Source organism: Comamonas sp. FG99 (genome assembly GCF_057808605.1).
In genome coordinates this window covers 1-25,545 of the sequence record NZ_JBMDII010000016.1, presented here as the reverse complement: position 1 = coordinate 25,545, position 25,545 = coordinate 1, and the positions used below count along the sequence as shown (strand labels likewise).

At 65.9% G+C, this 25,545-nt stretch carries 16 protein-coding genes and 6 tRNA genes; 21 read left to right on the top strand and 1 reads right to left on the bottom strand.

Translation table 11 applies throughout. The annotated features are described in order from the left end of the window. Positions 1-45: 45 nt before the first annotated feature. From ACODRX_RS12540 to ACODRX_RS12530, 3 genes are all read left to right on the top strand, one after another. Positions 46-2,952, top strand: coding sequence for an aconitate hydratase (locus ACODRX_RS12540; RefSeq protein WP_488871833.1), 2,907 nt, complete (start codon positions 46-48; stop codon positions 2,950-2,952). A 170-nt stretch (positions 2,953-3,122) separates the two neighbouring features. Continuing rightward, positions 3,123-4,874, top strand: coding sequence for a putative bifunctional diguanylate cyclase/phosphodiesterase (locus ACODRX_RS12535; protein ID WP_488871832.1), 1,752 nt, complete (start codon positions 3,123-3,125; stop codon positions 4,872-4,874). A gap of 77 nt (positions 4,875-4,951) precedes the next feature. Then, complete coding sequence (locus ACODRX_RS12530; RefSeq protein ID WP_488871831.1) at positions 4,952-6,151, top strand: FAD-dependent monooxygenase; 1,200 nt, start codon at positions 4,952-4,954, stop codon at positions 6,149-6,151. Positions 6,152-6,169: 18 nt separating this feature from the next. Here ACODRX_RS12530 and ACODRX_RS12525 read toward each other — a convergent pair whose 3' ends face one another. Beyond that, a complete protein-coding gene (locus tag ACODRX_RS12525) occupies positions 6,170-7,366 on the bottom strand; it encodes an MFS transporter (RefSeq protein ID WP_488871925.1) in 1,197 nt (398 codons plus the stop codon). Between the two features lie 183 nt (positions 7,367-7,549). On the opposite strand from ACODRX_RS12525, the gene ACODRX_RS12520 reads away from it, so the two are divergent. The 18 genes from ACODRX_RS12520 (at position 7,550) to ACODRX_RS12435 (ending at position 25,454) form a co-directional block, all read left to right on the top strand. Next, a complete protein-coding gene (locus ACODRX_RS12520; protein WP_488871830.1) occupies positions 7,550-8,452 on the top strand; it encodes a DNA-3-methyladenine glycosylase 2 in 903 nt (300 codons plus the stop codon). A 43-nt stretch (positions 8,453-8,495) separates the two neighbouring features. Further along, entirely contained in the window at positions 8,496-10,445 is a 1,950-nt protein-coding gene (uvrC, locus tag ACODRX_RS12515; protein ID WP_488871829.1) for an excinuclease ABC subunit UvrC, read from the top strand. 45 nt (positions 10,446-10,490) lie between these two features. Then, positions 10,491-11,057 (top strand): CDP-diacylglycerol--glycerol-3-phosphate 3-phosphatidyltransferase, encoded by a 567-nt coding sequence (gene pgsA, locus ACODRX_RS12510; protein ID WP_488871924.1) that lies wholly within the window; start codon positions 10,491-10,493, stop codon positions 11,055-11,057. 311 nt (positions 11,058-11,368) lie between these two features. Beyond that, positions 11,369-11,641: an HU family DNA-binding protein gene (locus ACODRX_RS12505; protein ID WP_021026954.1), complete on the top strand. Its 273-nt coding sequence runs from the start codon at positions 11,369-11,371 to the stop codon at positions 11,639-11,641. A 16-nt stretch (positions 11,642-11,657) separates the two neighbouring features. Beyond that, positions 11,658-11,733, top strand: a tRNA-Val gene (locus ACODRX_RS12500). A 69-nt stretch (positions 11,734-11,802) separates the two neighbouring features. Continuing rightward, entirely contained in the window at positions 11,803-13,719 is a 1,917-nt protein-coding gene (locus ACODRX_RS12495) for a SurA N-terminal domain-containing protein (RefSeq protein WP_488871828.1), read from the top strand. A 65-nt stretch (positions 13,720-13,784) separates the two neighbouring features. Next, a tRNA-His gene (locus ACODRX_RS12490) sits at positions 13,785-13,860 on the top strand. Between the two features lie 203 nt (positions 13,861-14,063). After that, on the top strand, positions 14,064-14,594 hold the full coding sequence (locus tag ACODRX_RS12485) for a sigma-70 family RNA polymerase sigma factor (RefSeq protein ID WP_488871827.1): 531 nt from the start codon (positions 14,064-14,066) through the stop codon (positions 14,592-14,594). A 70-nt stretch (positions 14,595-14,664) separates the two neighbouring features. Beyond that, on the top strand, positions 14,665-15,846 hold the full coding sequence (locus ACODRX_RS12480; protein ID WP_488871826.1) for a FecR family protein: 1,182 nt from the start codon (positions 14,665-14,667) through the stop codon (positions 15,844-15,846). A gap of 118 nt (positions 15,847-15,964) precedes the next feature. Then, positions 15,965-18,322 (top strand): TonB-dependent siderophore receptor, encoded by a 2,358-nt coding sequence (locus ACODRX_RS12475; RefSeq protein WP_488871825.1) that lies wholly within the window; start codon positions 15,965-15,967, stop codon positions 18,320-18,322. A gap of 534 nt (positions 18,323-18,856) precedes the next feature. Next, entirely contained in the window at positions 18,857-20,167 is a 1,311-nt protein-coding gene (gene tig / locus ACODRX_RS12470) for a trigger factor (protein WP_488871824.1), read from the top strand. Positions 20,168-20,284: 117 nt separating this feature from the next. Next, positions 20,285-20,890 (top strand): ATP-dependent Clp endopeptidase proteolytic subunit ClpP, encoded by a 606-nt coding sequence (gene clpP, locus ACODRX_RS12465; protein ID WP_488871822.1) that lies wholly within the window; start codon positions 20,285-20,287, stop codon positions 20,888-20,890. Positions 20,891-20,987: 97 nt separating this feature from the next. Beyond that, a complete protein-coding gene (gene clpX / locus ACODRX_RS12460; RefSeq protein WP_488871821.1) occupies positions 20,988-22,262 on the top strand; it encodes an ATP-dependent Clp protease ATP-binding subunit ClpX in 1,275 nt (424 codons plus the stop codon). Between the two features lie 208 nt (positions 22,263-22,470). Next, on the top strand, positions 22,471-24,915 hold the full coding sequence (gene lon, locus ACODRX_RS12455) for an endopeptidase La (RefSeq protein WP_488871820.1): 2,445 nt from the start codon (positions 22,471-22,473) through the stop codon (positions 24,913-24,915). 114 nt (positions 24,916-25,029) lie between these two features. Continuing rightward, positions 25,030-25,105, top strand: a tRNA-Gly gene (locus tag ACODRX_RS12450). Between the two features lie 38 nt (positions 25,106-25,143). Continuing rightward, positions 25,144-25,217 (top strand) — tRNA-Cys (locus ACODRX_RS12445). 48 nt (positions 25,218-25,265) lie between these two features. Continuing rightward, a tRNA-Gly gene (locus tag ACODRX_RS12440) sits at positions 25,266-25,341 on the top strand. 37 nt (positions 25,342-25,378) lie between these two features. Next, positions 25,379-25,454, top strand: a tRNA-Gly gene (locus ACODRX_RS12435). Positions 25,455-25,545: the final 91 nt, after the last annotated feature.

The window sequence follows — 25,545 nt, the reverse complement described above, 5'->3', positions numbered from 1 at the left end:
ATGGAGATCTATCCCACGGTGTCAGTATTTTGAACAGGAGCCGCCATGAGTTCACCTTCCCCTTCGTTGGCCGTTGATGCATTTGCAAACACATTGAAATCCTTTGCCATCGGCTCGGGCAAGAAGAACAAGGGGCAGCTCCATTCGCTGCCCGAACTGGCCAAGCAATACCCCAATATCCAGCGCATGCCGGTGTCGCTGCGGATCGTGCTCGAATCGGTGCTGCGCAATTGCGACGGCCAGCGCGTGCTGCCCGAGCACGTGGAGCAGCTGGCCAACTGGCAGCCCAATGCGCCGCGGGTCGAGGAAATCCCCTTCGTGGTCTCGCGCGTGGTGCTGCAGGATTTCACCGGCGTGCCGCTGCTGGCCGACCTGGCCGCCATGCGCAGCGTGGCCGAGAAGCTGGGGGCCAACCCGCGCAAGATCGAGCCGCTGGTGCCGGTCGACCTGGTGGTCGATCACTCGATCATGGTCGACTACTACGGCACCAAGAAGGCGCTCGACCTGAACATGCGGCTGGAGTTCGCGCGCAACAAGGAGCGCTACCAGTTCATGAAATGGGGCATGCAGGCCTTCGACACCTTCAAGGTCGTGCCGCCGGGCTTCGGCATCGTGCACCAGGTCAACCTTGAATACCTGGCGCGCGGCGTGCACCGCAACAAGAAGACCGATGTCTACTACCCCGACACGCTGGTGGGCACCGACAGCCACACCACCATGATCAACGGCATCGGCGTGGTCGGCTGGGGCGTCGGCGGCATCGAAGCCGAGGCGGCGATGCTGGGCCAGCCGGTGTATTTCCTCACACCGGATGTGGTTGGCTTCGAGCTGACCGGCCAGCTGCGCGAAGGCGTCACCGCCACCGACTTGGTGCTGACGGTGACCGAAATCCTGCGCCGCCACAAGGTGGTCGGCAAGTTCGTGGAATTCTTCGGCGAGGGGGCGCGTACGCTGTCGCTGCCCGACCGCGCCACCATCAGCAACATGGCGCCCGAATACGGCGCGACCATGGGCTTCTTCCCGGTGGACGAGCGCACCATGGACTACTTCCGCGGCACCGGCCGCAAGAAGTCCGAATGCGAGGCGTTCGAGAGCTATTTCAAGGCCCAGGGCCTGTTCGGCATCCACTCGGCCGGCGCGGTGGACTATTCGGAAACCGTGCACCTGGACCTGGGCGATGTCACGCCCAGCCTTGCCGGCCCCAAGCGCCCGCAGGACCGCATCGAGCTCGGCAACGTATCGAGCCAGTTCCGCACGCTGTTCAGCAAGCCCAATGCCGAGAACGGCTTCAACCTCCCGGCCGAGCAGCTGTCGCGGCGCGTGCCGCTGGCGGCCAGCGCCGACGAGGTCGAAGTGGCGCCGGTGCTGGCCGCGGTGCCTGGCGACGCCGGCCGCTCGACGGTGGAGATGGTAGCCAACAAGCCCGAGCAGGTTGTGGCCACCGCGGTGCCCGAGCCCGAGCCGGCCAAGCCCTCGGGCGTGGCCATCGGCCATGGCGACGTGCTGATCGCCGCCATCACCAGCTGCACCAATACCTCCAACCCCGGCGTGCTGCTGGCGGCGGGGCTGCTGGCGAAAAAGGCGGTCGAGGCTGGGCTGCGGGTGCAGCCGCACATCAAGACCTCGCTGGCGCCGGGCTCGCGCATCGTCACCCAGTACCTGCAGGAAACCGGGCTGCTGCCCTACCTGGAAAAGCTCGGCTTCGACGTGGCCGGCTACGGCTGCACCACCTGCATCGGCAATGCCGGCGACCTCACGCCCGAGATCAACGAGGCCATCAGCAGCAACGACCTGGTGTGTGCGGCGGTGCTGTCGGGCAACCGCAACTTCGAGGCCCGCATCCACCCGAACATCAAGGCCAACTTCCTGGCCAGCCCGCCGCTGGTGGTGGCCTATGCGATCGCCGGCACGGTGCTCACCGATCTGATGACCCAGCCGGTGGGCAAGGGCAAGAAGGGCAAGGACGTCTACCTGGGCGACATCTGGCCCACCAGCGACGAGATCTATGCGCTGATGCGCTATGCGATGAACGGCAAGGCCTTCCGCGAGAACTACGACAAGGTCACGACCAAGCCCGGCGCGCTGTGGGACAAGATCAAGGGCGTTGAAGGCCTGGTCTACACCTGGCCGCAGAGCACCTACATCGCCGAGCCGCCCTTCTTCGAAGGCTTTGCGCTGCCGGCCGCGAGCGCGGCCAAGGAGGCCGCGCCCGCGGGCCATGCGGTGCATGGCGCGCGGGTGATGGCGCTGTTCGGCGACTCCATCACCACCGACCACATCTCGCCCGCCGGCTCGATCAAGGAGAACTCTCCGGCCGGCCAGTGGCTGCTGGCCCACGGCGTGATGAAGCCGGACTTCAACAGCTACGGCTCGCGCCGCGGCAACCACGAGATCATGATGCGCGGCACCTTTGCCAACGTCCGCATCAAGAACCTCATGCTGCCCGCCAAGGACGACGGCTCGCGCGAGGAGGGCGGATACACCATCTACCAGAACCCGGGCGACGATGCCGGCAGGAAGCTCTTCATCTACGACGCGGCGATGCGCTACCAGGCGGCCAAGACGCCGACGGTTGTCTTCGCGGGCGAGGAATACGGCACCGGTTCAAGCCGCGACTGGGCGGCGAAGGGCACGCAGCTGCTGGGCATCAAGGCCGTGGTGGCGCGCAGCTTCGAGCGCATCCACCGCTCCAACCTGGTGGGCATGGGCGTGCTGCCGCTGCAGTTCGCCGAAGGCGAGAGCTGGGAGAGCCTGGGGCTGCGCGGCGACGAGGAGATCGATGTCATCCCCGATGCCGCGCTCACGCCGCGCAGCCAGGCCAAGCTCATCGTGCGCCGTGCCGACGGTTCGCGTGCAGAAGCTTCGTTGATGTTGCGTATTGATACACCAATCGAAGTCGAATACTACAAATCCGGTGGCATATTACCTTTTGTCCTGGGACAGCTGCTGTAGAACAACTGGCGACAAATTGTTCCTGCAAGTGTGCGGCGGACTCCGAAAGAGGGTGGAGTCCGTTTGCATTTATTATAAATTATGAGTACATTCAATATATCTATTAAGTGGCCTGTGGCCCACTTGTGTCGCGTGCATGGGTGAGCGCGACATGCTTGGAGGAGTTTCTGTTGGAGAACAGGTACGGGAGAGACGGCGCCTGCATGGCGGTGGGCAGCGGCGCTGCAGTGCCGCCGGACCTGGCCATCCTCGATGGGCTGACGGCCGGTGTGGCCTGTATCGATGCCGCCGGGCAGGTGGTCTATGCCAACCGGCAGCTGGGCAACTGGCTGGGTTCGCCATGCGCGTCGTGGTTTGACTGGCCATGGGAGCCGCCGCATTCCGAAGCGGCTTTTGCCGCCGCGCTGATGCAGCAGGCGCTCACCCAGGGCCAGGTGGTCTTCCATGCGCGCCTGCGTTCGGCGCAGGCGCCGCTGCAACTGCAGTGCACGCTGACCCGGCTGGAGGGCGAGCCGCCCCGGCTCCTGCTGCTGGCCAATGACTTCACCAGCCTGCCCGAGCAGGCGTCCCAGCGCGGCGCCCCTGCCCGGCCAGAGCGCCAGGCCTTCGTCGATGCCACCACCGGCCTGCCCAACCGCCTGGCCCTGCTCGACCGCCTGGCCTGGGCCGTCGGCGACAGCCGGCAGCGCGGCTCGTTCTGCGCCCTGCTGTGCATCGACCTCGACCATTTCAAGAACCTGAACGACTCCCAGGGGCACCGCCATGGCGACCAGCTGCTGTCCGAAGTCGGCAAGCGGCTGATGACCTGCGTGCGCAGCGGAGACATGGTGGCGCGCTTCGGCGGCGACGAGTTCGTGATCCTGGTGGAGCACCTGGGCCATGAGCGCCAGGAGGCGGAGGCCCATGTGCGCTCGGTGGTCGAGCATCTGATCTTGCGCCTGCGCCAGCCTTTCGATCTGTTCGGCCACTGGTACTACACCACGCCCAGCGTCGGTGTCGTGGTCTTCGGCGACGATGAGGTGCCCGAGGCGGAGGAGCTGCTCAAGCGCGTGGACATGGCCATGTACGAGGCCAAGTCCGCCGGCCGCAACACCCAGCGCTTTTTCGATCCCCAGATGCAGCTGGTCGTCAATGCCCGGGCCAGCATGGAGGCGGACCTGCGCCATGCGCTGATGCGCGGCGAGCTCTGCGTGCACTACCAGCCGGTCACCGACCAGCAAGGGGCCTTGCTGGGCGCCGAGGCGCTGGTGCGCTGGATGCATCCGGTGCAGGGCATGGTGGGCCCCAATGCCTTCATCGAGCTGGCCGAGCAGACCGGGCTGATCGTCGAGCTGGGGCGCTTCGTGCTGCGCACCGCGTGCGAGCAGCTGGCGCTGTGGGCGCAGCAGCCGGCCACGGCCGCGCTGACCATCTCGGTGAACGTCAGCCCCCGGCAATTCCGCCATCCGATGTTCGTCGACGAAGTACTGGCCCTGATCGATGGCATCGGGATCGATCCGCGCCGCCTCAAGCTGGAGCTGACCGAGAACCTGCTGCTCGGCGACCTGGCTGAAACCGTGCAGCGCATGGGGCAGCTCAAGGCGCGGGGGGTCGGCTTTGCGCTGGATGACTTCGGCATCGGCTATTCGTCGCTGCGCTACCTCAAGGCCTTGCCGCTGGACCAGCTCAAGGTCGACCGCAGCTTTGTCAACGACGTGCCGGGAGACCGGAATGGCGCGGCCATCGTCCAGGCCATCCTGACGCTGGCGCAAAGCCTGCAGATGGAGGCCTTGGCCGAGGGCGTGGAAAGCGCGGCGCAGGTGGAGTTCCTGACCAGCCATGGCTGCACGCGCTTCCAGGGCTTTCATTTCGGCCACCCGATGGCGATCGAGGATTTCGAAGGCTCGCTGCTGTTCAGGACGGCTGCCGCAGCGGTGCATTGAGGGTTTCTTGATCTGGCTGCTGGCCGGCGCGGGCCATCCGCGGCCCGGCTGCGGCACAACCGCTGCACAATTGCGGCATGCAAAAGCAGATACTGATCGCGGGGGGCGGTATTGGCGGCCTGGCGGCGGCGCTGGGCGCGTCGCGCGCCGGCATGGCGGTGCGCCTGTTCGAGCGGGCGGGCGAGTTCGGCGAGGTCGGGGCTGGCGTGCAGCTCGGGCCCAACGTGGTGCGCCGCCTGCAGGCCTGGGGCCTGGAGCCGGCCTTGCGGGCATGTGCCGCCTTTCCGCAGGCGCTGGTCTCGCGCAGCGCCATCACCGCGGCGGAGCTGGCGCGCATGCCGCTGGCGGGCGAGATGGAGCGCCGCTATGGCGCCCCCTATGCCACCATCCATCGTGCCGATCTGCACCAGCTGCTGCTGGCTGCGGTGCGGCAGCGCGCCGACATCCACCTGAACCTCGATTGCGCGGTGCAGGGCCATGCCGACCTGGGCGCGGTGGTGACGATCGCCACCTCGCGGCGCGAGGCCGTGGAGGGTGACGCGCTGATCGCGGCCGATGGCGTCTGGAGCCAGACGCGCCAGCGCCTGCTGGGCGACGGGCCGCCGCGCGTGAGCGGGCACCTGGCCTACCGCGGCGCGGTGCGGCAGGCGGATCTGCCTCCGGCCCTGCGCAGCCAGTTGGTCACCGCCTGGATGGGGCCGCGCTTTCATGTGGTGCACTACCCGGTGCGCGGCGGCGAAATGCTGAATGTGGTGGTCATCGTCGAGGGCCCGGTACCCGAAGATCGCGAGCACTGGGACCATGCCGCCCATGCGGCCGACCTGCTGCGCAGCCTGGGCGGCGCCCATGCTTCGCTGCGGGCCATGCTGCAGGCGGTGACCGAGGCCGGCGCCAGCTGGCGGCTGTGGCCGCTGGCCGACCGCCCGCCGGTGGCCGGGCCGCAGCAGATGGCCCGGGGGCTGGTGGCGCTGCTCGGCGACGCAGCCCATCCGATGCGCCCCTACCTCGCCCAGGGCGCGGGCATGGCCATCGAGGACGCCTTCGAGCTGCAGACCGTGCTCGCGATGGACGAGCTGAACCTGCCCCTGCGGCTGCGCCGCTATGCCCTCAACCGCTGGCAGCGCAACGCGCAGGTGCAGGCGCGCTCGCTGCGCAACGGCGCCATCTTCCATGCCGCCGGCGCGCTGCGCTGGGGGCGCGATGGCGCGCTGCGGCTGCTGGGCGCCCGCTTGATGGACATGCCCTGGCTGTACGGCCATGCGCCGGCGCTGCCATAGGCGTTTGCTTCGATACGCCTATTTCCTGGATGCGGCCTGCAGCAGCGGCGATTGCGGCATCCAGGCAAAGGCCGCGCTGCCCGCCAGCAGCATGGCCGCCACCAGCAGCATCACGTACTGGTAGCTCTCCAGGCCGTGCCGCGTGGCCAGCGCCGCCACCAGGCCCGAGAGCCATTGCATCAGGGCGATGCCCAGGAACATCGACATGGTGTAGACCGACAGCGCGCGGCCGGTGATCTCGGGCGGGTACGACGAGCGCACATCGGCGTAGAGCAGCACCGAGTAGCCCGAGATCAGGCCCATCAGCAGGATCAGGGCCACGCTGGCCAGGGCGTGGTGCACCAGCCCGAGCGCCGCGCAGGCGCAGGCCATGGCGATGGCCATGCGGATGATGCGCGCGCGTCGGCGGCCGGGGCCGGGGTCGAGCCGGCCGAAAACCGAGGGGCTGAACAGCGAGACCAGCGACACCACCAGCGCCACGTTGCCGGTGGCCACCAGCGAGAACTGGTAGCGGTCCATCAGCATGGTGCTCAGCCACAGGCCGCGCACGGTCAGGAACGAGGCATAGCTCACCATGCCCATCAGGAAGATGCTCCAGGTCTGCGGCAGCAGCAGCAGGCCGCCGAAGCCCTTGGTGGCCTGCAGCCAGCTGGGCTTGGGCTGGTGGTCCGAGGGGTGGGGCGGCTCATGCACGCGCCAGAAGATCAGCGCCCACGACAGCGCGCACAGCACCGCCAGCAGGCCGAAGCCCACGCGCCAGCCATGGTGCTGCACCAGCCAGGCCAGCGGCGTGCCGGTGAACAGCAGCCCCAGCCCGCCCACACCCATGCCCACCCCCGACATGAAGGCGAAGCGATCGCTGGGGAAATGCCGGGTGATGAACATGGTGCAGGCCAGGAAGGCGGGCGAGCAGCCCACACCGATCAGCAGCTGGCCCAGCATCAGCCAGGGATAGCTGGGCGCGGCCGCCGACAGGGCCGAGCCCGCGATGGTCAGCGGAAAGGCGGTGAGCAGCGTGCGGCGCAGGCCATACAAGTCCATGCCCACGCCCATGAACAGCTGGGTCACGCCGAAGGACAGTCCGAACAGGCCCGCGAATGCTCCCAGCGACTGCGCCGACAGGCCGAAATCGGTGCGCAGCCCGTCGGCGATGATGGCGGTGATGGTGCGAAACGCCTGGCTCAGCGCAAAACCCGACAGCAGGGTCAGCAGCATGGTCCACAGCAGGCGCGAAGACGGCGTGGGTTCGGAGGGGGAAGGAGCGGTCGGCGGCACGGAAGATGGCTGGGGCTTGGTGCGCAAGAATGAGGGCGCGGCGCGGCCTGGGACCGCGTAGCATTGCGGCATGCATTGTACGGATCAGGCGGATGAAGGACGGGGAAGATGGCTGTTGTGGTGATGCAAAGGCGTCTGCGCCTGCCTGTGTCGTTCCGCGCCGAGGATGCGCTGGCCATCCACCGGCGCGACCCCGCGTCGCAGGCCGAGTCGGTGCAGGGGCGGGTGCTCGACAAGGGGCTGTGCTGGCAAGGGCGGCCGGCGCGGCTGCGGCTGCGCCTGACGCCGCGCATGGCGCAGGCGGAGCTGGCCCTGGATGCCGCGCCGGGCGAGCGCGTGGCGGCCGACTTGCCGGCGCTCGAAGCGATGCTGGGGCGCATGCTGGGCTTGCAGGCCGATGTGGATGCGTTTGAAGCGCAGCATGCGGCCCATCCGGTGCTCGGGCCTTTGCTGCGCCGGCAGCGGGGGCTGCGCCCGCCGGCGATGGGCACGCCTTTCGAGGCCCTGGTCTGGGCCATTGCCGGCCAGCAGATCAGCGTGGCCGCGGCCCTGGCCCTGCGCCGCCGCATGCTCGAGGCCTGCGGCTTGCGCCACAGCAGCGGCATGCTGTGCTTTCCCGATGCGGCCGCGCTGATGCGCCTGGCGCCCGAGGAACTGCGCGCCGCCGGGTTTTCCGCAAGCAAGATCGCCAGCGTGCGCGCGGTGGGCGCCGCGGTGCTCGATGGCAGCCTGCCGCTCGACGACTGGGCCGCGGCGGCCAGCGTGCCGGTGGCCGACATCGAGCCCGCGCTGCTGGCCATCAAGGGCATAGGCCCGTGGACGGTGCACTACACGCTGCTGCGCGGCTTTGGCTGGCTCGACGGCAGCCTGCACGGCGATGTGGCGGTGCGCAATGCGCTGGCGCGGCTGCTGCGGCTGGAATCGGTCTCGCCCGCCCAGGCCCAGCAGTGGCTGGGCGAATTCTCGCCCTGGCGCGCGCTGGTGGCGGCGCACCTGTGGGCCAGCCTGTCGGCGAAGTCGTTCTGACGTAAACACGTTCTGCGCGGCGCCGGCGCGCGACAATGCGGGCATGAGCCATTCCGAAGACTTGCTGGCCCAGGTGGCGGCGCTGCCGCAGCTGCCGGGCGTATACCGCTATTTCGATGCGGGCGAGGTGCTGCTGTACGTGGGCAAGGCGCGCAACCTGAAGCGCCGCGTGTCCAGCTATTTCAACAAGAACCATGGCGGCACCCGCATCGGCCACATGGTGGGCAAGATCGCGCGCATGGAGACCACGGTGGTGCGCTCCGAGGCCGAGGCGCTGCTGCTCGAAAACAACCTCATCAAGACGCAGCACCCCAAGTACAACATCCTGTTTCGCGACGACAAGAGCTACCCCTTCCTCAAGATCACCGGCGTGGCCGACAAGGACGGCGCGGCCGCCGCCCCGCCGGCGCAGCAATTTCCGCGGCTGGCCTACTACCGCGGCTCCATCGACCGCAAGCACCGCTATTTCGGGCCCTACCCGAACGCCTGGGCGGTCAAGGAGACCATCCAGCTGCTGCAGAAAGTGTTTCGCCTGCGCACCTGCGAAGACACGGTTTTCGCCAACCGCACCCGGCCCTGCCTGCTGTACCAGATCAAGCGCTGCACCGGGCCTTGCGTGGGCCTGATCTCCGGTGCCGACTACGCCCGCGACGTGGCCAGCGCCGAGGCCCTGCTGCGCGGCGAGGCCGACGAGCTGGTCAAGGCGCTGGAGGTGCGCATGATGGAGCATGCCGAGCGGCTGGAATACGAGCAGGCGGCCGAGGTGCGCAACCAGATCAAGGCGCTGGCCAACGTGCTGCACCAGCAATCGGTGGAGACCGCCGCCGACAAGGATGCCGACATCCTGGCCGTGCGGCTGCAGGGCGGCCGGGCCTGCGTGAACCTGGCCATGGTGCGCGGCGGCCGGCACCTGGGCGACCGTGCCTATTTCCCGGTGCATGTGGACGACCACGCGCTCATCGCCCAGGCCGGGCTCGACGATGGCGCCGCGGCATCTGCGCCGCCCTCGGTGGAGGCGCAGGTGCTCGAAGCCTTCGTGGCGCAGCACTACCTGCAGGTGCCGCCGCCGCCCACGCTGATCGTCAGCGCGCCGCTGCAGCCCGAGCTGCTGCAAGCCTTGTCCGAGCAGACCGGGCAGCGCATGGCCGCGGTATCGCAGCCCCGCGAGCAGCGCCGCCTGTGGCTGGAGATGGCGCAGAAGAACGCCGAGCTGCAGCTCGCCCGCCTGCTGGCGGAAGAGGGCTCGCAGCAGGCCCGCACCCGGGCCCTGGCCGAGGCGCTGGACCTGCCGCAGGACGACATCGACGCGCTCACCATCGAATGCTTTGACATCTCGCACACCGCGGGCGAAGCGACCCAGGCCTCGTGCGTGGTGTTTCGCCAGCACAAGATGCAAAACAGCGACTACCGGCGCTACAAGATCGAGGGCATCACCGGCGGCGACGACTACGCCGCGATGCGCCAGGTGCTCATGCGCCGCTACAGCAAGGTGGCCGAGGCGCAGCGCGATGCCGGCGGCGCGGAAGTGGCAGCGGGCCAGGCCCGGCTGCCCGACATCGTGCTGATCGACGGCGGCAAGGGCCAGGTCGGCATCGCCCGCGAGGTCTTCGAGGCGCTGGGGCTGGATCTGGCGCGCATCGTGGGGGTGGAGAAAGGCGAAGGCCGCAAGGTCGGCCTCGAAGAGCTGGTCTTTGCCGACGGCCGTGGCAAGGTCTATCTCGGCCGCGACTCGGCCGCGCTGATGCTGGTGGCGCAGATCCGCGACGAAGCCCACCGCTTCGCGATCACCGGCATGCGCGCCGCGCGGGCCAAGGTGCGGGTGGGCGGCAGCAGCCTGGAGGAAATCCCCGGCGTCGGGCCGAAGAAGCGGGCCCGGCTGCTGCAGCGCTTTGGCGGGGTGCGCGGCGTGGGCGGCGCCAGCGTGGAGGACTTGATGACCGTGGACGGGATCTCCGCCGTGCTGGCGCAGGAGATCTACAACGCCCTGCATTGAAAGGGCATCTGAAATCGCCGCCGCGCCATGCCACAATCGCTGTCCATGTTCTTCACCATTCCAACCCTGATGACCTGGACGCGCATCGTCGCGATCCCCTTCATCATCGGTGTGTACTACGCGCCCTTCGAGCTGGGCACCAAGAATCTGGCCGCCGCGCTGATGTTCATGGTGTTTGCCTTCACCGACTGGCTTGACGGCTTCCTGGCCCGCAGGCTGAACCAGACCTCGGCCTTCGGTGCGTTCCTCGATCCGGTGGCCGACAAGTTCCTGGTCTGCGCATCGCTGCTGATCCTGGTGCACCTGCAGCGCGCCGACGTCTTCGTCGCGCTGATCATCATCGGCCGCGAGATCGCCATTTCGGCTTTGCGCGAATGGATGGCCCGCATCGGCGCCAGCAAGAGCGTGGCGGTGCACATGCTGGGCAAGCTCAAGACCACGGTGCAGATGGTGGCGATCCCGTTCCTACTCTACGACGGCAGGATCGCCGGCGTGGACACCGGCGTCTGGGGCACGGTGCTGATCTGGCTGGCGGCGGTGCTGACCGTCTGGTCCATGGTGTACTACCTGCAAAAAGCCTTGCCCGAGATCAAAGCTAGGGTTGGTTCGTAGTTGGCGAACGCGCCTGCGCGTGTAGACTGTGCGGGTTCTGCGTGGCCCGACCGGGTTGTGCCCAAACGCTTGTCAGGTACGCAGGCACAGGGCGCGGCGATGAAATTGAGGCCTGAAAAAACCACAATTTTTCAGAATCCAATTCCAAAAACCGTCTAGAATCCATCCCGTTACTGAGACGCAGGGATTGCTGCAATCCCTGGCTCAGGTGGTGTTGTTTTTCGGAATTTTTCTGTCAGATGCTAGGCATCATGATGGAAAGGTCGTAAAACAGGCACTTCCATAACTCTCTTGATTGACAGAGGCTGCTTGTGAATAAAACTGAACTCATTGAGCACATTGCGAATAATGCGGACATCTCCAAGGCGGCAGCTGCTCGCGCGCTGGAGTCCACCATTGATGCAGTGAAGAAGACCCTGAAAAAAGGTGGTACAGTCTCTCTGGTAGGTTTTGGTACTTTTGCTGTTGGTAAGCGCGCAGCCCGTACAGGTCGTAATCCTCGTACCGGTGCAGCTATCAAGATCAAGGCTGCCAAGGTGCCTAAGTTCCGCCCCGGCAAAGCGTTGAAGGATGCTTTGAACTGATCAGGTATAGCAGGTTGGGTGCTTAGCTCAGTTGGTAGAGCGGCGCCCTTACAAGGCGTAGGTCGGCGGTTCGAGACCGTCAGCACCCACCACAACCGAATTGAACTGAGAAAAGGCGAACGTAAGTTCGCCTTTTCTTTTTTTGCGCGAAAGTAGTGACCATGTTTGAATCGATACGCAAGCATTCCAAGGCGGTAATGATCTTGCTGTTCGTGTTGATCATTCCCTCGTTCATCTTTGTCGGGGTCAATCAGAATTACTTCCACGAGAAGAGCCCGGTGGTTGCCAAGGTCAATGGCAAGGACATCACCCAGGCTGACTGGGACAATGCGCACCGCATGGAGTCGGATCGCATGCGCAGCCAGTCGCCCGGCATGGACCCCAAGCTGCTCGATTCGCCGCAGGCGCGCTATGCCACGCTGGAGCGGCTGGTGCGCGACCGCGTGCTGGATGTGGCGGTGCAGAAAATGCACCTCTATGCCAGCGACGCGGCCCTGGCCGCAGCCTTGCAGCAGATCCCGCAGATCGCCGCCTTGAAGAAGGCCGACGGCAGCCTGGATGTGGCGGCCTACCGTGCCCTGGTGGGTGCGCAGGGCCTGACGCCCGAAGGCTTCGAAGCCAATATGCGGCGCGACCTCTCGCTCAGCCAGGTGCTGGGCTCGGTCGTCAATACCGCCTTCGTGACCGATGCGCAAACCCAGGTCGCGGTCGATGCGCTGTACCAGCAGCGCGAAATCCAGGTGGCACGCTTTGCCGCCAAGGACTTCGCCTCGAAGGTCGTGGTCTCGGATGCCGACATCGAGGCCTTCTACAAGGACAACCAGTCGCTGTTTCGCCAGCCCGAGCAGGCCTCCATCGAGTACGTGGTGCTGGACAGCGCGGCCGTGCGGGCCTCGATCAAGCTCAGCGATGACGACCTGCGCACCTACTACAAGGAAAACCTGAGCCGCTTCATGGACAAGGAGCAGCGCCGTGCCAGCCATATCCTCATCAATGCGCCCAAGTCGGCATCCGCCGAGGACCGCGCCAAGGCCAAGCAAAAGGCCGAGGCCCTGCTGGCCGAGGTGAAGGCGCATCCCGAGCAGTTCGCCGACATCGCCAAGAAGAATTCGCAGGACACGGGCTCGGCCCCGAATGGCGGCGACCTGAACTTCTTCAGTCGCGGCGACATGGTCAAGCCCTTCGAGGATGCGGCATTCGCGATGAAGCCGGGCGATATCAGCGATGTGATCGAGTCCGATTACGGCTACCACATCATCAAGCTCACCGATGTGAAGACGCCCCGCACGCCGAGCTTTGAAGAACTGCGCCCCAAGATCGAGAACGAGCTGCAGCAGCAGCAGGCGCAGCGCAAGTACGCGGAAGTGGCGGAGTCGTTTTCCAACCTCGTCTTCGAGCAGTCCGACAGCCTCAAGCCGGTGGCGGACAAGCTGGGCCTGAAGATCCAGACGGCCGAGCACGTGGAGCGCACGCCGGCGGCGGGCGCCACCGGCGCGCTGGCCAACCCCACGTTCCTCGAAGCCCTGTTCTCCAGCGATTCGCTGAAGAACAAGCGCAACACCGAGGCGCTGGAAGTGGCGCCGAACACCATGGCCTCGGGCCGTATCGTGAACTACCAGGAAGCGCGCGTGCTGCCGCTCGACGAAGTCAAGGCCAAGGCCCGCGATCTGCTGGTGGCGCAGAAGTCGGCCGAGCTGGCCCGCAAGGATGGCGAGGCCAAGCTCGCCGAGTGGAAGGGCAACGCGGCCACGGCCGCGCTGCAGGCGCCCGTGGTGGTGTCGCGGCAGAATGCGCAGCAGCAGCCTGCCGCCTTGCTCAATGCGGCCATGCATGCGAAGGTGGAGGCTTCTGCCCCCGCATGGGTGGGCGTGGACCTGGGCGCAGACGGCTATGCGGTGGCACGGGTGAACAAGATCGTTCCCCGGGCGGAAGACTCTGCCGAGATGCGCCTGCGGCAACGCCAGGAGTTCGAGCGCATCGAGGGCTATGCCGAGGCCATGGCGTACTACGAACTCCTGAAGGAGCGCTTCAAGGCGCAGATCCTGGCGCCGCGGCCCGGGGCGCAATTGGGCTCCTGAGAAAAAACGGCGCCCGGCTCGGAAAGGCGCCAGTTTTGACGCTATAATTGCGGCTTCACCAAACGGTGGCTGTAGCTCAGTTGGTAGAGTCCAGGATTGTGATTCCTGTTGTCGTGGGTTCGAGTCCCATCAGCCACCCCAAGAAATTTCGATGCAAAACAAGGCCCTACAGGGCCTTTTTTGTTGTCTGGGGATAGACCGGGGATGGCGCAGCTTCGAGTCGCCCCCATCCAAAAACTATAATCGGCGCATTCCCGTCCCTCCCGCGCCAAAGATACAGCCGCCGCCACATCTGAGCCAGCACCCGACGGGCATCGTCAATGCATCGATGGACTGGATTTTCCGTGGCCGCGCACTATTACAAGGAACTGCTGAATTTCTGCGCCCGCACCCTGAGAGACCGCCATGCCGCGGCCGATCTGGTGCAGGAGGCCTACATGCGCTTCCTGGTGGCCCAGCGATCCGGGGCGGTCATCACGGATCCGCGTGCCTTGCTCTTTCGCACCACGCGCAACCTGCTGGTTGACCAGCACAGGCGCGCCGCCGTCCGGGAGTGCCAGAGCCTCGATGCGTTGGCGCTGAATGACCAGCCGCTTGCGCCCCAGCACCTGCAGCCTGAAGAGATCTATGCCTTCAGCCAATACGCGCAGGCTCTCTATACTGCCATCGAAAGCTTGCCACCGCGCTGCCGCGAGGCCTTCGTATTGAACCGCTTCGACGGCCTGTCGCACCAGGAAGTGGCTGACAGGATGGGTATCTCGCGCAATATGGTGGCGCAGCATGTGATCCGCGCAGTGCTGGTCTGCAAGGCCTGCGATGAGCGGTTTCGCCGCCGTACGAGCCCGCAGGCTCCGGGCCCGCAAGCCGCGGAGTGAATGGAGCACCGAACCCTCCACTGTTTCGGCGCTCATGCGTCTACACCGATAAGAAGCCTGTTTGCACCCCATGAGTCCTCCAGTTCCCCACCGTCCAGCTGCCGGCAGCCCGGAGCCAGCGCCATCCCGCTCGGAGGATGCGGATGCGAGTGGCTTCGCCGATTTCATCGCCGGGCAGGATCCGCTGGATGCGGCGGCGGCCGGCTGGATGGTGAGGCGTCATGACGGGCTGACACCGCAGGAAGAGGCAGAATTGCAGCAGTGGCTGGCGGCCGATCCGGCGCATGCACTGGCGCTGGCGGAGGTGGAGGGCGTCTGGGGCCGGATGGACGAATTGCCCGATGACGGAGTCGAGGCGCTCAAGGCGGGCTTGCCCTCGGGCGAGGCCGCTGCTGTGGGGGCGCCCGGGCCGGCGCTGGGGCGGGCGCCTGCGTCGCTCGCCTCGCCGGGCCGCCGTGCCTGGTTTTTCGATCTGGGCCGGCTGGTCCCCCAGGCTGCTGCGGCGGCCATTGCCTTCGGGGTGCTGGGGGGCGGCTGGTATGGCTGGAGTGCCTGGCAGCGCCAGCCCACATTTTCCGCCAGCTATGCCACCGCACGCGGCCAGCAGCAGAATATACGGCTGCCCGACGGCAGCACGCTGTGGCTGGATACGGCAACGCATGTCGACGTGGCCCTGTACCGCCAGCGGCGTGAAGTGCGCTTGTCCGAGGGGCAGGTGTTTTTTGCGGTGCAGTCCAACCCCGCGCAGCCTTTCGAGGTGCTGGCCGGGCCCACGCGCATCACGGTGGTTGGCACGCGCTTTTCGGTGCGGCGCACGCGCAGCGGGCTGCAGGGCGATGGCAGCGTCAGCGTCGTGGTGGAGGAGGGGCGTGTCCGCGTCGCTCGCAATCTGGCCGGGTCGCAAGAGCGAGCTGGGGAGGGCGTCGAACTCGGCGCGGGCCAGTCCGTCCTGGCCGATGCCGCGGGTACGCTCGCACCATTGCGCAGCGATGCGGCTGCTGCGGCCGCATGGCGCGAGGGGCGCCTGAACTTCAACGCCACCCCGCTGGCGAAGGCGCTGGCGGAGTTCGAGCGCTATGGAAATACCGGATTGGTGATCCGCGACCCTGCGGTTGCCGCGCTCAAGGTAAGCGGCAGCTTCGACCTGCGGCAGGTGGGCGCCTTCGTCCAGGCGTTGCCGCAGGTGCTGCCGGTACGGCTGCGCCAGGTGGAGGGGCGTACGGAGATCGTGGCCGCCCGCCCGGGGGGATAGGACACAGGGCCCCGGTGTGGAAAAGAGAGGGGCCAGTCCAGCGGCGACCTCAACAGTTGGCAAGCTCGTGCGTCTACACAGGCAGGAACCCTTCTTTTCTACCGTGGAGACCACTTTCATGCCGCACCCGCGCTTCCAACTCGCGCCCCTTACCCTGGTGGCGACATTCGCCTTGTCGTCTTTGGCGGGCATCGCCCTTCCTGCGCTGGCCCAGGAAAGCTCCGCAGCAGTGCCGATCTCGCTGCCGGCGCAGCCGCTGGGGGCGGCGTTGAACGAGCTGGCGCGGCAGGCGAAGCTGCAGCTGATGGTGCATCCCGATCTCGTCGCGGGCAAAAGGGCTCCGGCCGTCTCGGGCACACTGACTGCCCGGCAGGCGCTGGAGCGCTTGCTGGCGGGAAGCGGGCTGGAGGCGGCGGCGCAGGGCGGTGCGATTGTCGTCAGGGCCGCTCCTGCGGCAAGCGGCGCCACGATGACCCTGTCCACGGTGACGGTCACTTCGAGCCGTGAAAGTGCCGATGGCCCGGTGGGCGGCTTCGTGGCCAAGCGCAGTTCCACCGCGACCAAGACAGATGCGCTGCTGTCCGAGACGCCGCAGTCGGTGAGCGTCATCCCGCGCGAGCAAATCCAGGCCCAGGCAGCCGATTCGCTGGACCAGGCGCTGCAGTACACGGCGGGTGTTTCGATGTTCGAGGGCGGGGGCACGCGCAGCGTGGGTACGCGCTTCGTCGTGCGCGGCTTCAGCACGCTGGGCACCGCGGCACTGTACCTCGATGGGAGCAAGTTTCCCGCCAATTCCCTGACAGGCGCGATGGAGCCGTACCACTTCGAGCGCATCGAACTGCTCAAGGGGCCTGCCTCCATCATGTATGGGCAGACCACGCCTGGCGGCGTGATCAACCTCGTCGGCAAGCGACCGACCGCCGAGCCGCTGAGGGAGGTCGAGCTGCAGCTTGGCAGCTGGAGCCGCAAGCAGATCGCGCTGGACCTGGGTGGGCCTGCGACACAGGATGGGCGGGTCCGCTATCGCCTGACCGCCTTGCGGCGCGACAGCGACACCATGGTCAAGGAATACTCCAATGACAGGACATCCCTGTCCGGCACCCTGGAGTGGCAGCTGACTGGATCGACCCTGCTGACCCTGCTGGGGTCGTACGACGACATCCGCTCCGCGTTTGACCCGGGAAAGCCGCTGGACGGCACCCTGCTGCCCAACCCCGCAGGCAGGATATCCCGCAAACTCTTTGTCGGGGAGCCGGGGCAGGATCGGTTCGCAGGCCGAGGCCACACCCTGGGATACCGGCTGGAGCACAGTTTCAGCGATGCCTGGCAGTTTCGCCAGAACCTGCTGGCGTACGAGCGCGATGTCGACTGGAACTACTCGGCGATTTCCGCCCGGGTGAACATGGCCGCGCCCCGGCTGGGTACACGGGTGGCCGTCTTGCGCGCCGACACGGACCGCGGCTTGAGCATTGACAACCAGCTGCATGGCAAGGTTCGGCATGGCAGCTTCGAGCACAGCCTGCTGTTCGGTATCGACTTCGGCAAGAGCGATTTCAGGCGCAGCCAGCGGGTAGGGGCCCTGGCGCCCATCGATCTTTTCTCGCCCGTCTACGGTGCGCAGCCGGTCTACGGCGCGGCTGGCAGCGGCGTAGATCGCGCCCAGCAGCTCGGCTTCTACCTGCAGGACCAGATCAAGTTCGACAAGCGCTGGATCGCGCTGGTGGGCGGGCGCTATGACAGCACCCGCAATGATGCCGGCCCGGGCAAGGTGGCTGAAAAGGCCCACTCATTCACCCCCCGGCTGGGCCTGATGTACCAGTTCGACAACGGCGTCACGCCGTACTACAGCTATAGCCGCTCCTTCCAGCCAACCGCTGGCGCGGACTTTGAGCTCAACCGCTTCAAGCCGAGCACCGGTGTGCAGCACGAAATCGGCCTGAAGTACGAGCCGCCAGGCGGCAGCGCATCGGTGACGCTGGCGGCCTATGAGATCAAGCAGCAAAATGTGCTGACCAATGACCCTGCCCATGTGGGCTCGCTGCTGCAGACGGGGGAAGTCCGTTCGCGCGGGCTGGAAATCGAAGGGCGTGCCGACCTGAGCCGGCAGCTGAGCGTGATCGCTGCCTTCGCCGTGACCGATGCTGAAATCACCAGAAGCAACCAGGGCAACGTTGGCACGCGGCCGGCCGCGGTGCCCCGCAACACCGCCTCCATCTGGGCGGACTACCGGATAGCGTCGATGCCGGGGCTGAGCCTCGGCCTTGGCGCCAGGCGCGTGGGCGAGCAGCAGGTCAACCGGATGGCCGTCCCTGCCTTCACCGTCTATGACGCAGCCCTGCGCTACCAGTGGGACAAGTGGCAATTCGCGTTGAATCTGAAGAACTTGACCAACAAGACCTACGTCGCCGCCTGCCCCAGCGTCTGCTACTACGGCGACGAGCGCAACTTCCTGTTGACGGCGCGCTATCACTGGTAAGAGCGCGCAGGCATGCGTCCTGGGCCTGGCGCGCCTGCACCACGGCCGTGGCCCCTTGCTCGCGCTGCTTCCATTGGCGCCCGGCGTTAGGGGACAGCGGCTACATGCAGTGAGCAAGCGTGGGGGGCTTTTTTGCCGCCGGGCCGCCCCCAGGCAAAAAGCGGCCCCCTTGGGGGGCAGCGGCTACACGTAGTGAGCAAGCGTGGGGGCTTTTTTGCCGCCGGGCCGCCCCCAGGCAAAAAGCGGCCCCCTTGGGGGGCAGCGGCTACACGTAGTGAGCAAGCGTGGGGGCCTTTTTCAAGCTGCACGGAAATTCCGGGGCGGGCATATGCTCAATATATAATCACTGGCTTTGGTCTTCGTGCGGGCTGGCGTTTTGCCGGCCAGGCAGGCGCGGCGTGGCCGTGCCGACCAAAGTGGATTTGCCTGCGTGCCAAACACTGTTTGGCCGCGCTTTTTACGGAACCAGGCTGGCCAAAGCAGGTGCAAAGACCGCACCGGGACAAGCGGGTTCACGTCCAACGAGGAAACACCATGGCCGTTACTGTTGAAACTCTTGAAAAGCTGGAGCGCAAGATCTCGCTGAGCTTGCCGCTTGCTTCCGTGCAAACCGAGGTGGATGCCCGCTTGAAGCGCCTGGCCCGCTCCGTGAAGATGGACGGCTTCCGTCCCGGCAAGGTGCCCATGAATGTGGTGGCGCAGCGCTACGGCTATTCGGTGCAGTACGAAGTCCTGAACGAAAAGGTGGGCGAGGCCTTCGCCAAGGCTGCCAACGAGGCCGAACTGCGCGTGGCCGGCCAGCCGAAGATCACCGAAAAGGACGGCGCCCCCGAGGGCGAACTGGCCTTCGATGCGGTGTTCGAGGTGTTTCCCGAAGTCAAGATCGGTGACCTGGCCTCGGCCGAGGTCGAGAAGCTGTCGGCCGAGGTGGACGATGGCGCCATCGACAAGACCCTGGACATCCTGCGCAAGCAGCGCCGCACCTTCGCCCAGCGCCCGGCTGATGCGGCCGCGGTGGACGGCGACCGCGTGACGGTGGACTTCGAAGGCAAGATCGACGGCGAGCCGTTTGCCGGCGGCAAGGCCGAAGGCTTCCAGTTCCTGGTCGGCGAAGGCCAGATGCTCAAGGAATTCGAAGATGCCGTGCGTGGCATGAAGACGGGCGAGTCCAAGACCTTCCCGCTGGCCTTCCCCGAGGACTACCACGGCAAGGACGTGGCCGGCAAGACCGCCGACTTCCTGGTGACGCTCAAGAAGGTCGAGGCCGCCAACCTGCCCGAGGTGAACGAGGCCCTGGCCAAGTCGCTGGGCATTGCCGACGGCTCGGTGGAAGGCCTGCGTGCCGACATCAAGAAGAACCTGGAGCGCGAAGTGAAGTTCCGCGTGCAGGCCCGCAACAAGCAGGCGGTGATGGACGCCCTGGTCTCCAAGGCCGAGCTGGACCTGCCCAAGGCCAGCATCGAGTCCGAAGTGGAGCGCCTGCGCGACGGCGCCCGCGCCGAGCTGAAGCAGCGCGGCATCAAGGACGCCGACAAGGCCGAGATCCCCAGCGACGTGTTCCTGCCGCAGGCCGAGCGCCGTGTGCGCCTGGGCCTGGTGGTGGCCGAGCTGGTGAAGGCCAACAACCTGGTGGCCACGCCCGAGCAGATCAAGTCCCATGTGGACGAGCTGGCCAGCAGCTACGAGAAGCCCGAGGACGTGGTGCGCTGGTACTTCGGCGACCGCCAGCGCCTGGCGGAAGTGGAGGCGGTGGTCATCGAGAACAACGTGACCAACTTCGTGCTCGACAAGGCCAAGGTGACCGACAAGGCGGTATCGTTCGACGAACTGATGGGCCAGGCTTGATCCTGCCATAGCGTACATGCCGCACGGCGGCCGCGAAATCTGGGGCTTGTGCTTTGGGGCGCAAGCCCCATTTTCATGGAGTACAGTTCGGAGTCGATTTTCCCGATTGGAGATGTGATGAGCGAAGAAATCAAGAACTTGGGCCTGATCCCCATGGTGATCGAGCAGTCGGGGCGTGGCGAGCGCTCCTTCGACATCTACTCGCGCCTGCTCAAGGACCGCGTGGTGTTCCTGGTGGGCGAGGTCAACGACCAGACCGCCAACCTGGTGGTGGCGCAGCTGTTGTTCCTGGAAAGCGAGAACCCCGACAAGGAGATCTCCTTGTACATCAACTCCCCGGGCGGCAGCGTCACCGCGGGCATGGCCATCTACGACACCATGCAGTTCATCAAGCCCGAGGTCTCCACCATGTGCCTGGGTTTTGCGGCCAGCATGGGCGCGTTCCTGCTGGCGGCCGGCGCCAAGGGCAAGCGCTTCTCGCTGCCCAACTCCAAGATCATGATCCACCAGGTGCTGGGCGGCGCCCGCGGGCAGGCCACCGACATCGAGATCCATGCCCGCGACATCCTGCGCACCAAGGAGCAGATGAACCGCATCCTGGCGGATCGTACCGGCCAGGATTATGAGAAGGTCAAGAGCGACACCGAGCGCGACTATTTCATGACGGCGGCCGAAGCCAAGGACTATGGCCTGATCGACACCGTCATCGAAAAACGCCCCTGACAGGGGGCCTGCAGGGCGGCGCTTTCCCGCGAGGGAAGTGCCGTCTTTGATTTGAGTATCATTGTTTCCCGTTCCATCGATTGAAGGCGTAGCCCCCATGGCCGACAAAAAAGGCTCCTCTTCCAACGAAAAAACCCTGTACTGCTCGTTCTGCGGCAAAAGCCAGCACGAAGTCAAGAAGCTGATTGCAGGGCCGTCCGTCTTCATCTGCGACGAGTGCATCAACCTCTGCAACGACATCGTGCGCGACGAGGTGGCCGCGGAGGACAAGGAGGGCGCGCGCGCCGTGGGCAACGAGCTGCCCACGCCGGCGGACATCAAGAGCAATCTCGACAGCTATGTGATCGGCCAGGAGGCCGCCAAGCGCACGCTGGCCGTGGCGGTCTACAACCACTACAAGCGCCTGCTGCACAAGGACAAGGCCGGCAAGGACGAGGTGGAGCTGTCCAAGAGCAATATCTTGCTGATCGGGCCGACCGGCTCGGGCAAGACGCTGCTGGCCCAGACCCTGGCGCGCCAGCTGAACGTGCCCTTCGTGATGGCCGATGCGACCACGCTGACCGAGGCGGGCTATGTTGGCGAAGACGTGGAGAACATCGTCCAGAAGCTGCTGCAAAGCTGCAACTACGATGTCGAGCGGGCGCAGCGCGGCATCGTCTACATCGACGAGATCGACAAGATCACCCGCAAGGCGGACAACCCCTCCATCACCCGCGACGTGTCGGGCGAGGGTGTGCAGCAGGCGCTGCTCAAGCTCATCGAAGGCACGATGGCCAGCATTCCACCGCAGGGCGGGCGCAAGCATCCTAACCAAGACTTCCTGCAGATCGACACCACGAACATCCTGTTCATCTGCGGCGGCGCCTTTGCCGGGCTGGAGAAGCTGATCGAGAACCGCTCCGAGGCCTCGGGCATCGGTTTTGGCGCCACGGTGCGCAGCAAGCAGCAGCGCTCGGTCTCCCAGGCCTTCCAGGACATCGAGCCCGAAGACCTGATCAAGTTCGGCCTGATTCCCGAGCTGGTGGGCCGCCTGCCGGTGGTCACCGCGCTGGCCGAGCTCACCGAGGATGCGCTGGTGCAGATCCTCACCCAGCCCAAGAACGCGCTGGTCAAGCAGTACAGCCGGCTGCTGGCCATGGAAGGGGTCGAGCTGGAAGTGCGCCCGGACGCGCTGGCCGCAATCGCCAAGAAGGCCCTGGCCCGCAAGACCGGCGCGCGCGGCCTGCGCTCCATCCTGGAGCAGTCGCTGATGGGCACCATGTTCGACCTGCCCACCACCAGCAATGTCGCCAAGGTGGTGGTGGAAGAGGCCACCATCAGCGAAGGCAAGCCGCCGCTGCTGGTCTACCGCGAGGCGGCTAAAAAGGCTTGATGCGGCGCCCGCGGTCAAGACGCGCCGCCGCCTTGATCGCCAAGCCGCATGTCCCCAATTGCCCTGCGCGCCGCCGGGCAATTTCGTTTGGACGGCCGCAGTGCTCCCGCTAAGCTGTACCGTATTGGATGCCCGCAGATTTATGCGGGCAATGCCTTGAAAAATGGCTTTTGCGAAGCATCTTTGCAAGAACCTGTAAAGGATTCTCATGTCCGAAAACCCATCCACAGAAGTATTCAACCTGCCCATGCTGCCGCTGCGGGACGTCGTCGTCTTCCCGCACATGGTGATCCCGCTGTTCGTTGGCCGCCCCAAGAGCATCAAGGCGCTGGAGATGGCGATGGAGGGCGAGCGCAAGATCATGCTGGTGGCGCAGAAGACGGCCGCCAAGGATGACCCGACCGTGGGCGACATGTTCGCGGTCGGCTGCGTGTCCACCATCTTGCAGATGCTCAAGCTGCCCGACGGCACCGTCAAGGTGCTGGTCGAGGGCCAGCAGCGCGCCAAGGTCGCGCACATCGAAGACGCCGACAGCCACTTCGTGGCCCAGGTGAGCCTGGTGCCGGCGCAGGAGCTGGACGACAAGGCCAGCGAGACCGAGGCGCTGCGCCGTGCGGTGATGCAGCAGTTTGACCAATACGTCAAGCTCAACAAGAAGATCCCGTCCGAGATCCTGTCGTCGATCGCCGGCATCGAGGATGCCGGCCGCCTGGTCGACACCATCGCCGCCCACCTGCCGCTCAAGCTCGAGGACAAGCAGGCGGTGCTGGAGCTCGAAAGCGTGCAGGAGCGGCTCGACAACCTGCTCGGCCAGCTCGAGCGCGAGGTCGACATCCTGAACGTGGACAAGCGCATCCGCGGCCGCGTCAAGAAGCAGATGGAAAAGAGCCAGCGCGACTTCTACCTGAACGAGCAGGTCAAGGCCATCCAGAAGGAGCTGGGCGAAGGCGAGGACGGCGCCGACCTGGAAGAGCTCGAGAAGAAGATCAAGCTCGCCAAGATGCCGCTGGACGCGCGCAAGAAGGCCGAGGCCGAGCTCAAGAAACTCAAGCTGATGTCGCCCATGTCGGCCGAGGCCTCGGTGGTGCGCAACTACATCGACGGCCTGGTATCGCTGCCCTGGAGCAAGAAGACCAAGGTCAAGAAAGACCTGGTGGCGGCCGAGGAAGTGCTCAACGCCGACCACTACGGGCTGGAGAAGGTCAAGGACCGCATCCTCGAATACCTCGCCGTGCAGCAGCGCGTGGACAAGGTGAAAGCGCCCATCCTGTGCCTGGTCGGGCCGCCGGGCGTGGGCAAGACCTCGCTGGGCCAGTCCATCGCCAAGGCCACGGGCCGCAAGTACGTGCGCATGGCGCTGGGCGGCATGCGCGACGAGGCCGAGATCCGTGGGCACCGCCGCACCTACATCGGCGCCATGCCCGGCAAGGTGCTGCAGAACCTGACCAAGGTCGGCACGCGCAACCCGCTGTTCCTGCTCGACGAGATCGACAAGCTGGGCATGGATTTCCGCGGCGATCCGTCGAGTGCGCTGCTGGAGGTGCTCGACCCCGAGCAGAACAGCAAGTTCGGCGACCACTACATCGAAGTGGACTTCGACCTGAGCGACGTCATGTTCGTGGCCACCTCGAACTCGATGAACATCCCGCCCGCGCTGCTCGACCGCATGGAAGTCATCCGCCTGGCGGGCTACACCGAAGACGAGAAGACCAATATCGCGATGCGCTACCTGCTGCCCAAGCAGCTGGAGAACAACGGCGTGAAGCCGGGCGAGCTGCGCCTGACCGAAGACGCTGTGCGCGACATCGTGCGCTACTACACCCGCGAGGCCGGCGTGCGCTCGCTGGAGCGCGAGCTGTCCAAGATCTGCCGCAAGGTGGTCAAGAACATCCAGCTCAAGAAGGCCGGGCCCGAGGTGGTGGTGAGCGCCGACAACCTGCCCGACTACCTGGGCGTGCGGCGCTTCACCTACGGACATGCGGAGCACAAGAACCAGGTCGGCCAGGTCGTGGGCCTGGCCTGGACCGAAGTGGGCGGCGATCTGCTGACCATCGAGGCGGCGGCCATGCCGGGCAAGGGCGTGATCAACCGCACCGGCTCGCTGGGCGATGTGATGAAGGAATCGGTCGAGGCCGCGCGCACCGTGGTGCGCAGCCGCGCGCATTCGCTGGGCATCCGCGATGACGCGTTCGAGAAGCGCGACATCCACATCCATGTGCCCGATGGCGCCACGCCCAAGGACGGCCCCAGCGCCGGCGCGGCCATGACCACCGCGCTGGTGTCGGTGCTGACCGGCATTGCGGTGCGCGGCGACGTGGCGATGACCGGCGAGATCACCTTGCGCGGCGAAGTCACGGCGATCGGCGGCCTGAAGGAGAAGCTGCTGGCCGCGCTGCGCGGCGGCATCAAGACCGTGCTGATTCCCGAGGAAAACGTCAAGGACCTGGCGGAGATCCCCGACAACGTGAAGAGCGGGCTGGAGATCGTGCCGGTGCGCTGGATCGACAAGGTGCTCGAGATCGCGCTGGAGCGCCTGCCGGTGGCGCTGCCGGCCGACGAAGCGCCAGCCGCCGCGGTGGCGGCCGTGGTCGCCGAGGACGGCGCGTCGGCGCCTGCGCGCCGCACCCGGGCCGCGCGCGCGGTCAAGCACTGAGATCGCCGGGGGGAATGACGAAAAGTCCGTCTTTTCGGAATTCCCCTCGCTAAATTGCATTAGAATGGCAGTCTGTCACGAGAAAAGCAGACTATAATGCTTGACTCTGATTTTGCGGGAATAGCTCAGTTGGTAGAGCGCAACCTTGCCAAGGTTGAGGTCGACGGTTCGAGACCGTTTTCCCGCTCCAGATATCGGGGGTTGGCATGGCCGGCACCCAGTAACCAGGGCGCGATAGCAAAGCGGTTATGCCCCGGATTGCAAATCCGGTTAGACCAGTTCGACTCTGGTTCGCGCCTCCAAATATGTGCTGGTCAGTGCTGTTTGGGAACTGCGCAAGCAGAAAATTTGCGGGAATAGCTCAGTTGGTAGAGCGCAACCTTGCCAAGGTTGAGGTCGACGGTTCGAGACCGTTTTCCCGCTCCAGTTCAGTCTGGCCAGGCGCTGCGCCTGGCCGGCAAATGCGGGAATAGCTCAGTTGGTAGAGCGCAACCTTGCCAAGGTTGAGGTCGACGGTTCGAGACCGTTTTCCCGCTCCAGTTCAGTCTGGCCAGGCGCTGCGCCTGGCCGGCAAATGCGGGAATAGCTCAGTTGGTAGAGCGCAACCTTGCCAAGGTTGAGGTCGACGGT

Coding starts and splice junctions, on each gene's coding strand:
- ACODRX_RS12520 (WP_488871830.1), top strand. CDS start 7,550: ATGCAAAGGCGTCTGCGCCTGCCTGTGTCGTTCCGCGCCGAGGATGCG.
- ACODRX_RS12540 (WP_488871833.1), top strand. CDS start 46: ATGAGTTCACCTTCCCCTTCGTTGGCCGTTGATGCATTTGCAAACACA.
- pgsA (WP_488871924.1), top strand. CDS start 10,491: ATGTTCTTCACCATTCCAACCCTGATGACCTGGACGCGCATCGTCGCG.
- tig (WP_488871824.1), top strand. CDS start 18,857: ATGGCCGTTACTGTTGAAACTCTTGAAAAGCTGGAGCGCAAGATCTCG.
- ACODRX_RS12495 (WP_488871828.1), top strand. CDS start 11,803: ATGTTTGAATCGATACGCAAGCATTCCAAGGCGGTAATGATCTTGCTG.
- ACODRX_RS12475 (WP_488871825.1), top strand. CDS start 15,965: ATGCCGCACCCGCGCTTCCAACTCGCGCCCCTTACCCTGGTGGCGACA.
- ACODRX_RS12480 (WP_488871826.1), top strand. CDS start 14,665: ATGAGTCCTCCAGTTCCCCACCGTCCAGCTGCCGGCAGCCCGGAGCCA.
- lon (WP_488871820.1), top strand. CDS start 22,471: ATGTCCGAAAACCCATCCACAGAAGTATTCAACCTGCCCATGCTGCCG.
- clpP (WP_488871822.1), top strand. CDS start 20,285: ATGAGCGAAGAAATCAAGAACTTGGGCCTGATCCCCATGGTGATCGAG.
- ACODRX_RS12530 (WP_488871831.1), top strand. CDS start 4,952: ATGCAAAAGCAGATACTGATCGCGGGGGGCGGTATTGGCGGCCTGGCG.
- ACODRX_RS12525 (WP_488871925.1), bottom strand. CDS start 7,366: ATGCTGCTGACCCTGCTGTCGGGTTTTGCGCTGAGCCAGGCGTTTCGC.
- clpX (WP_488871821.1), top strand. CDS start 20,988: ATGGCCGACAAAAAAGGCTCCTCTTCCAACGAAAAAACCCTGTACTGC.
- uvrC (WP_488871829.1), top strand. CDS start 8,496: ATGAGCCATTCCGAAGACTTGCTGGCCCAGGTGGCGGCGCTGCCGCAG.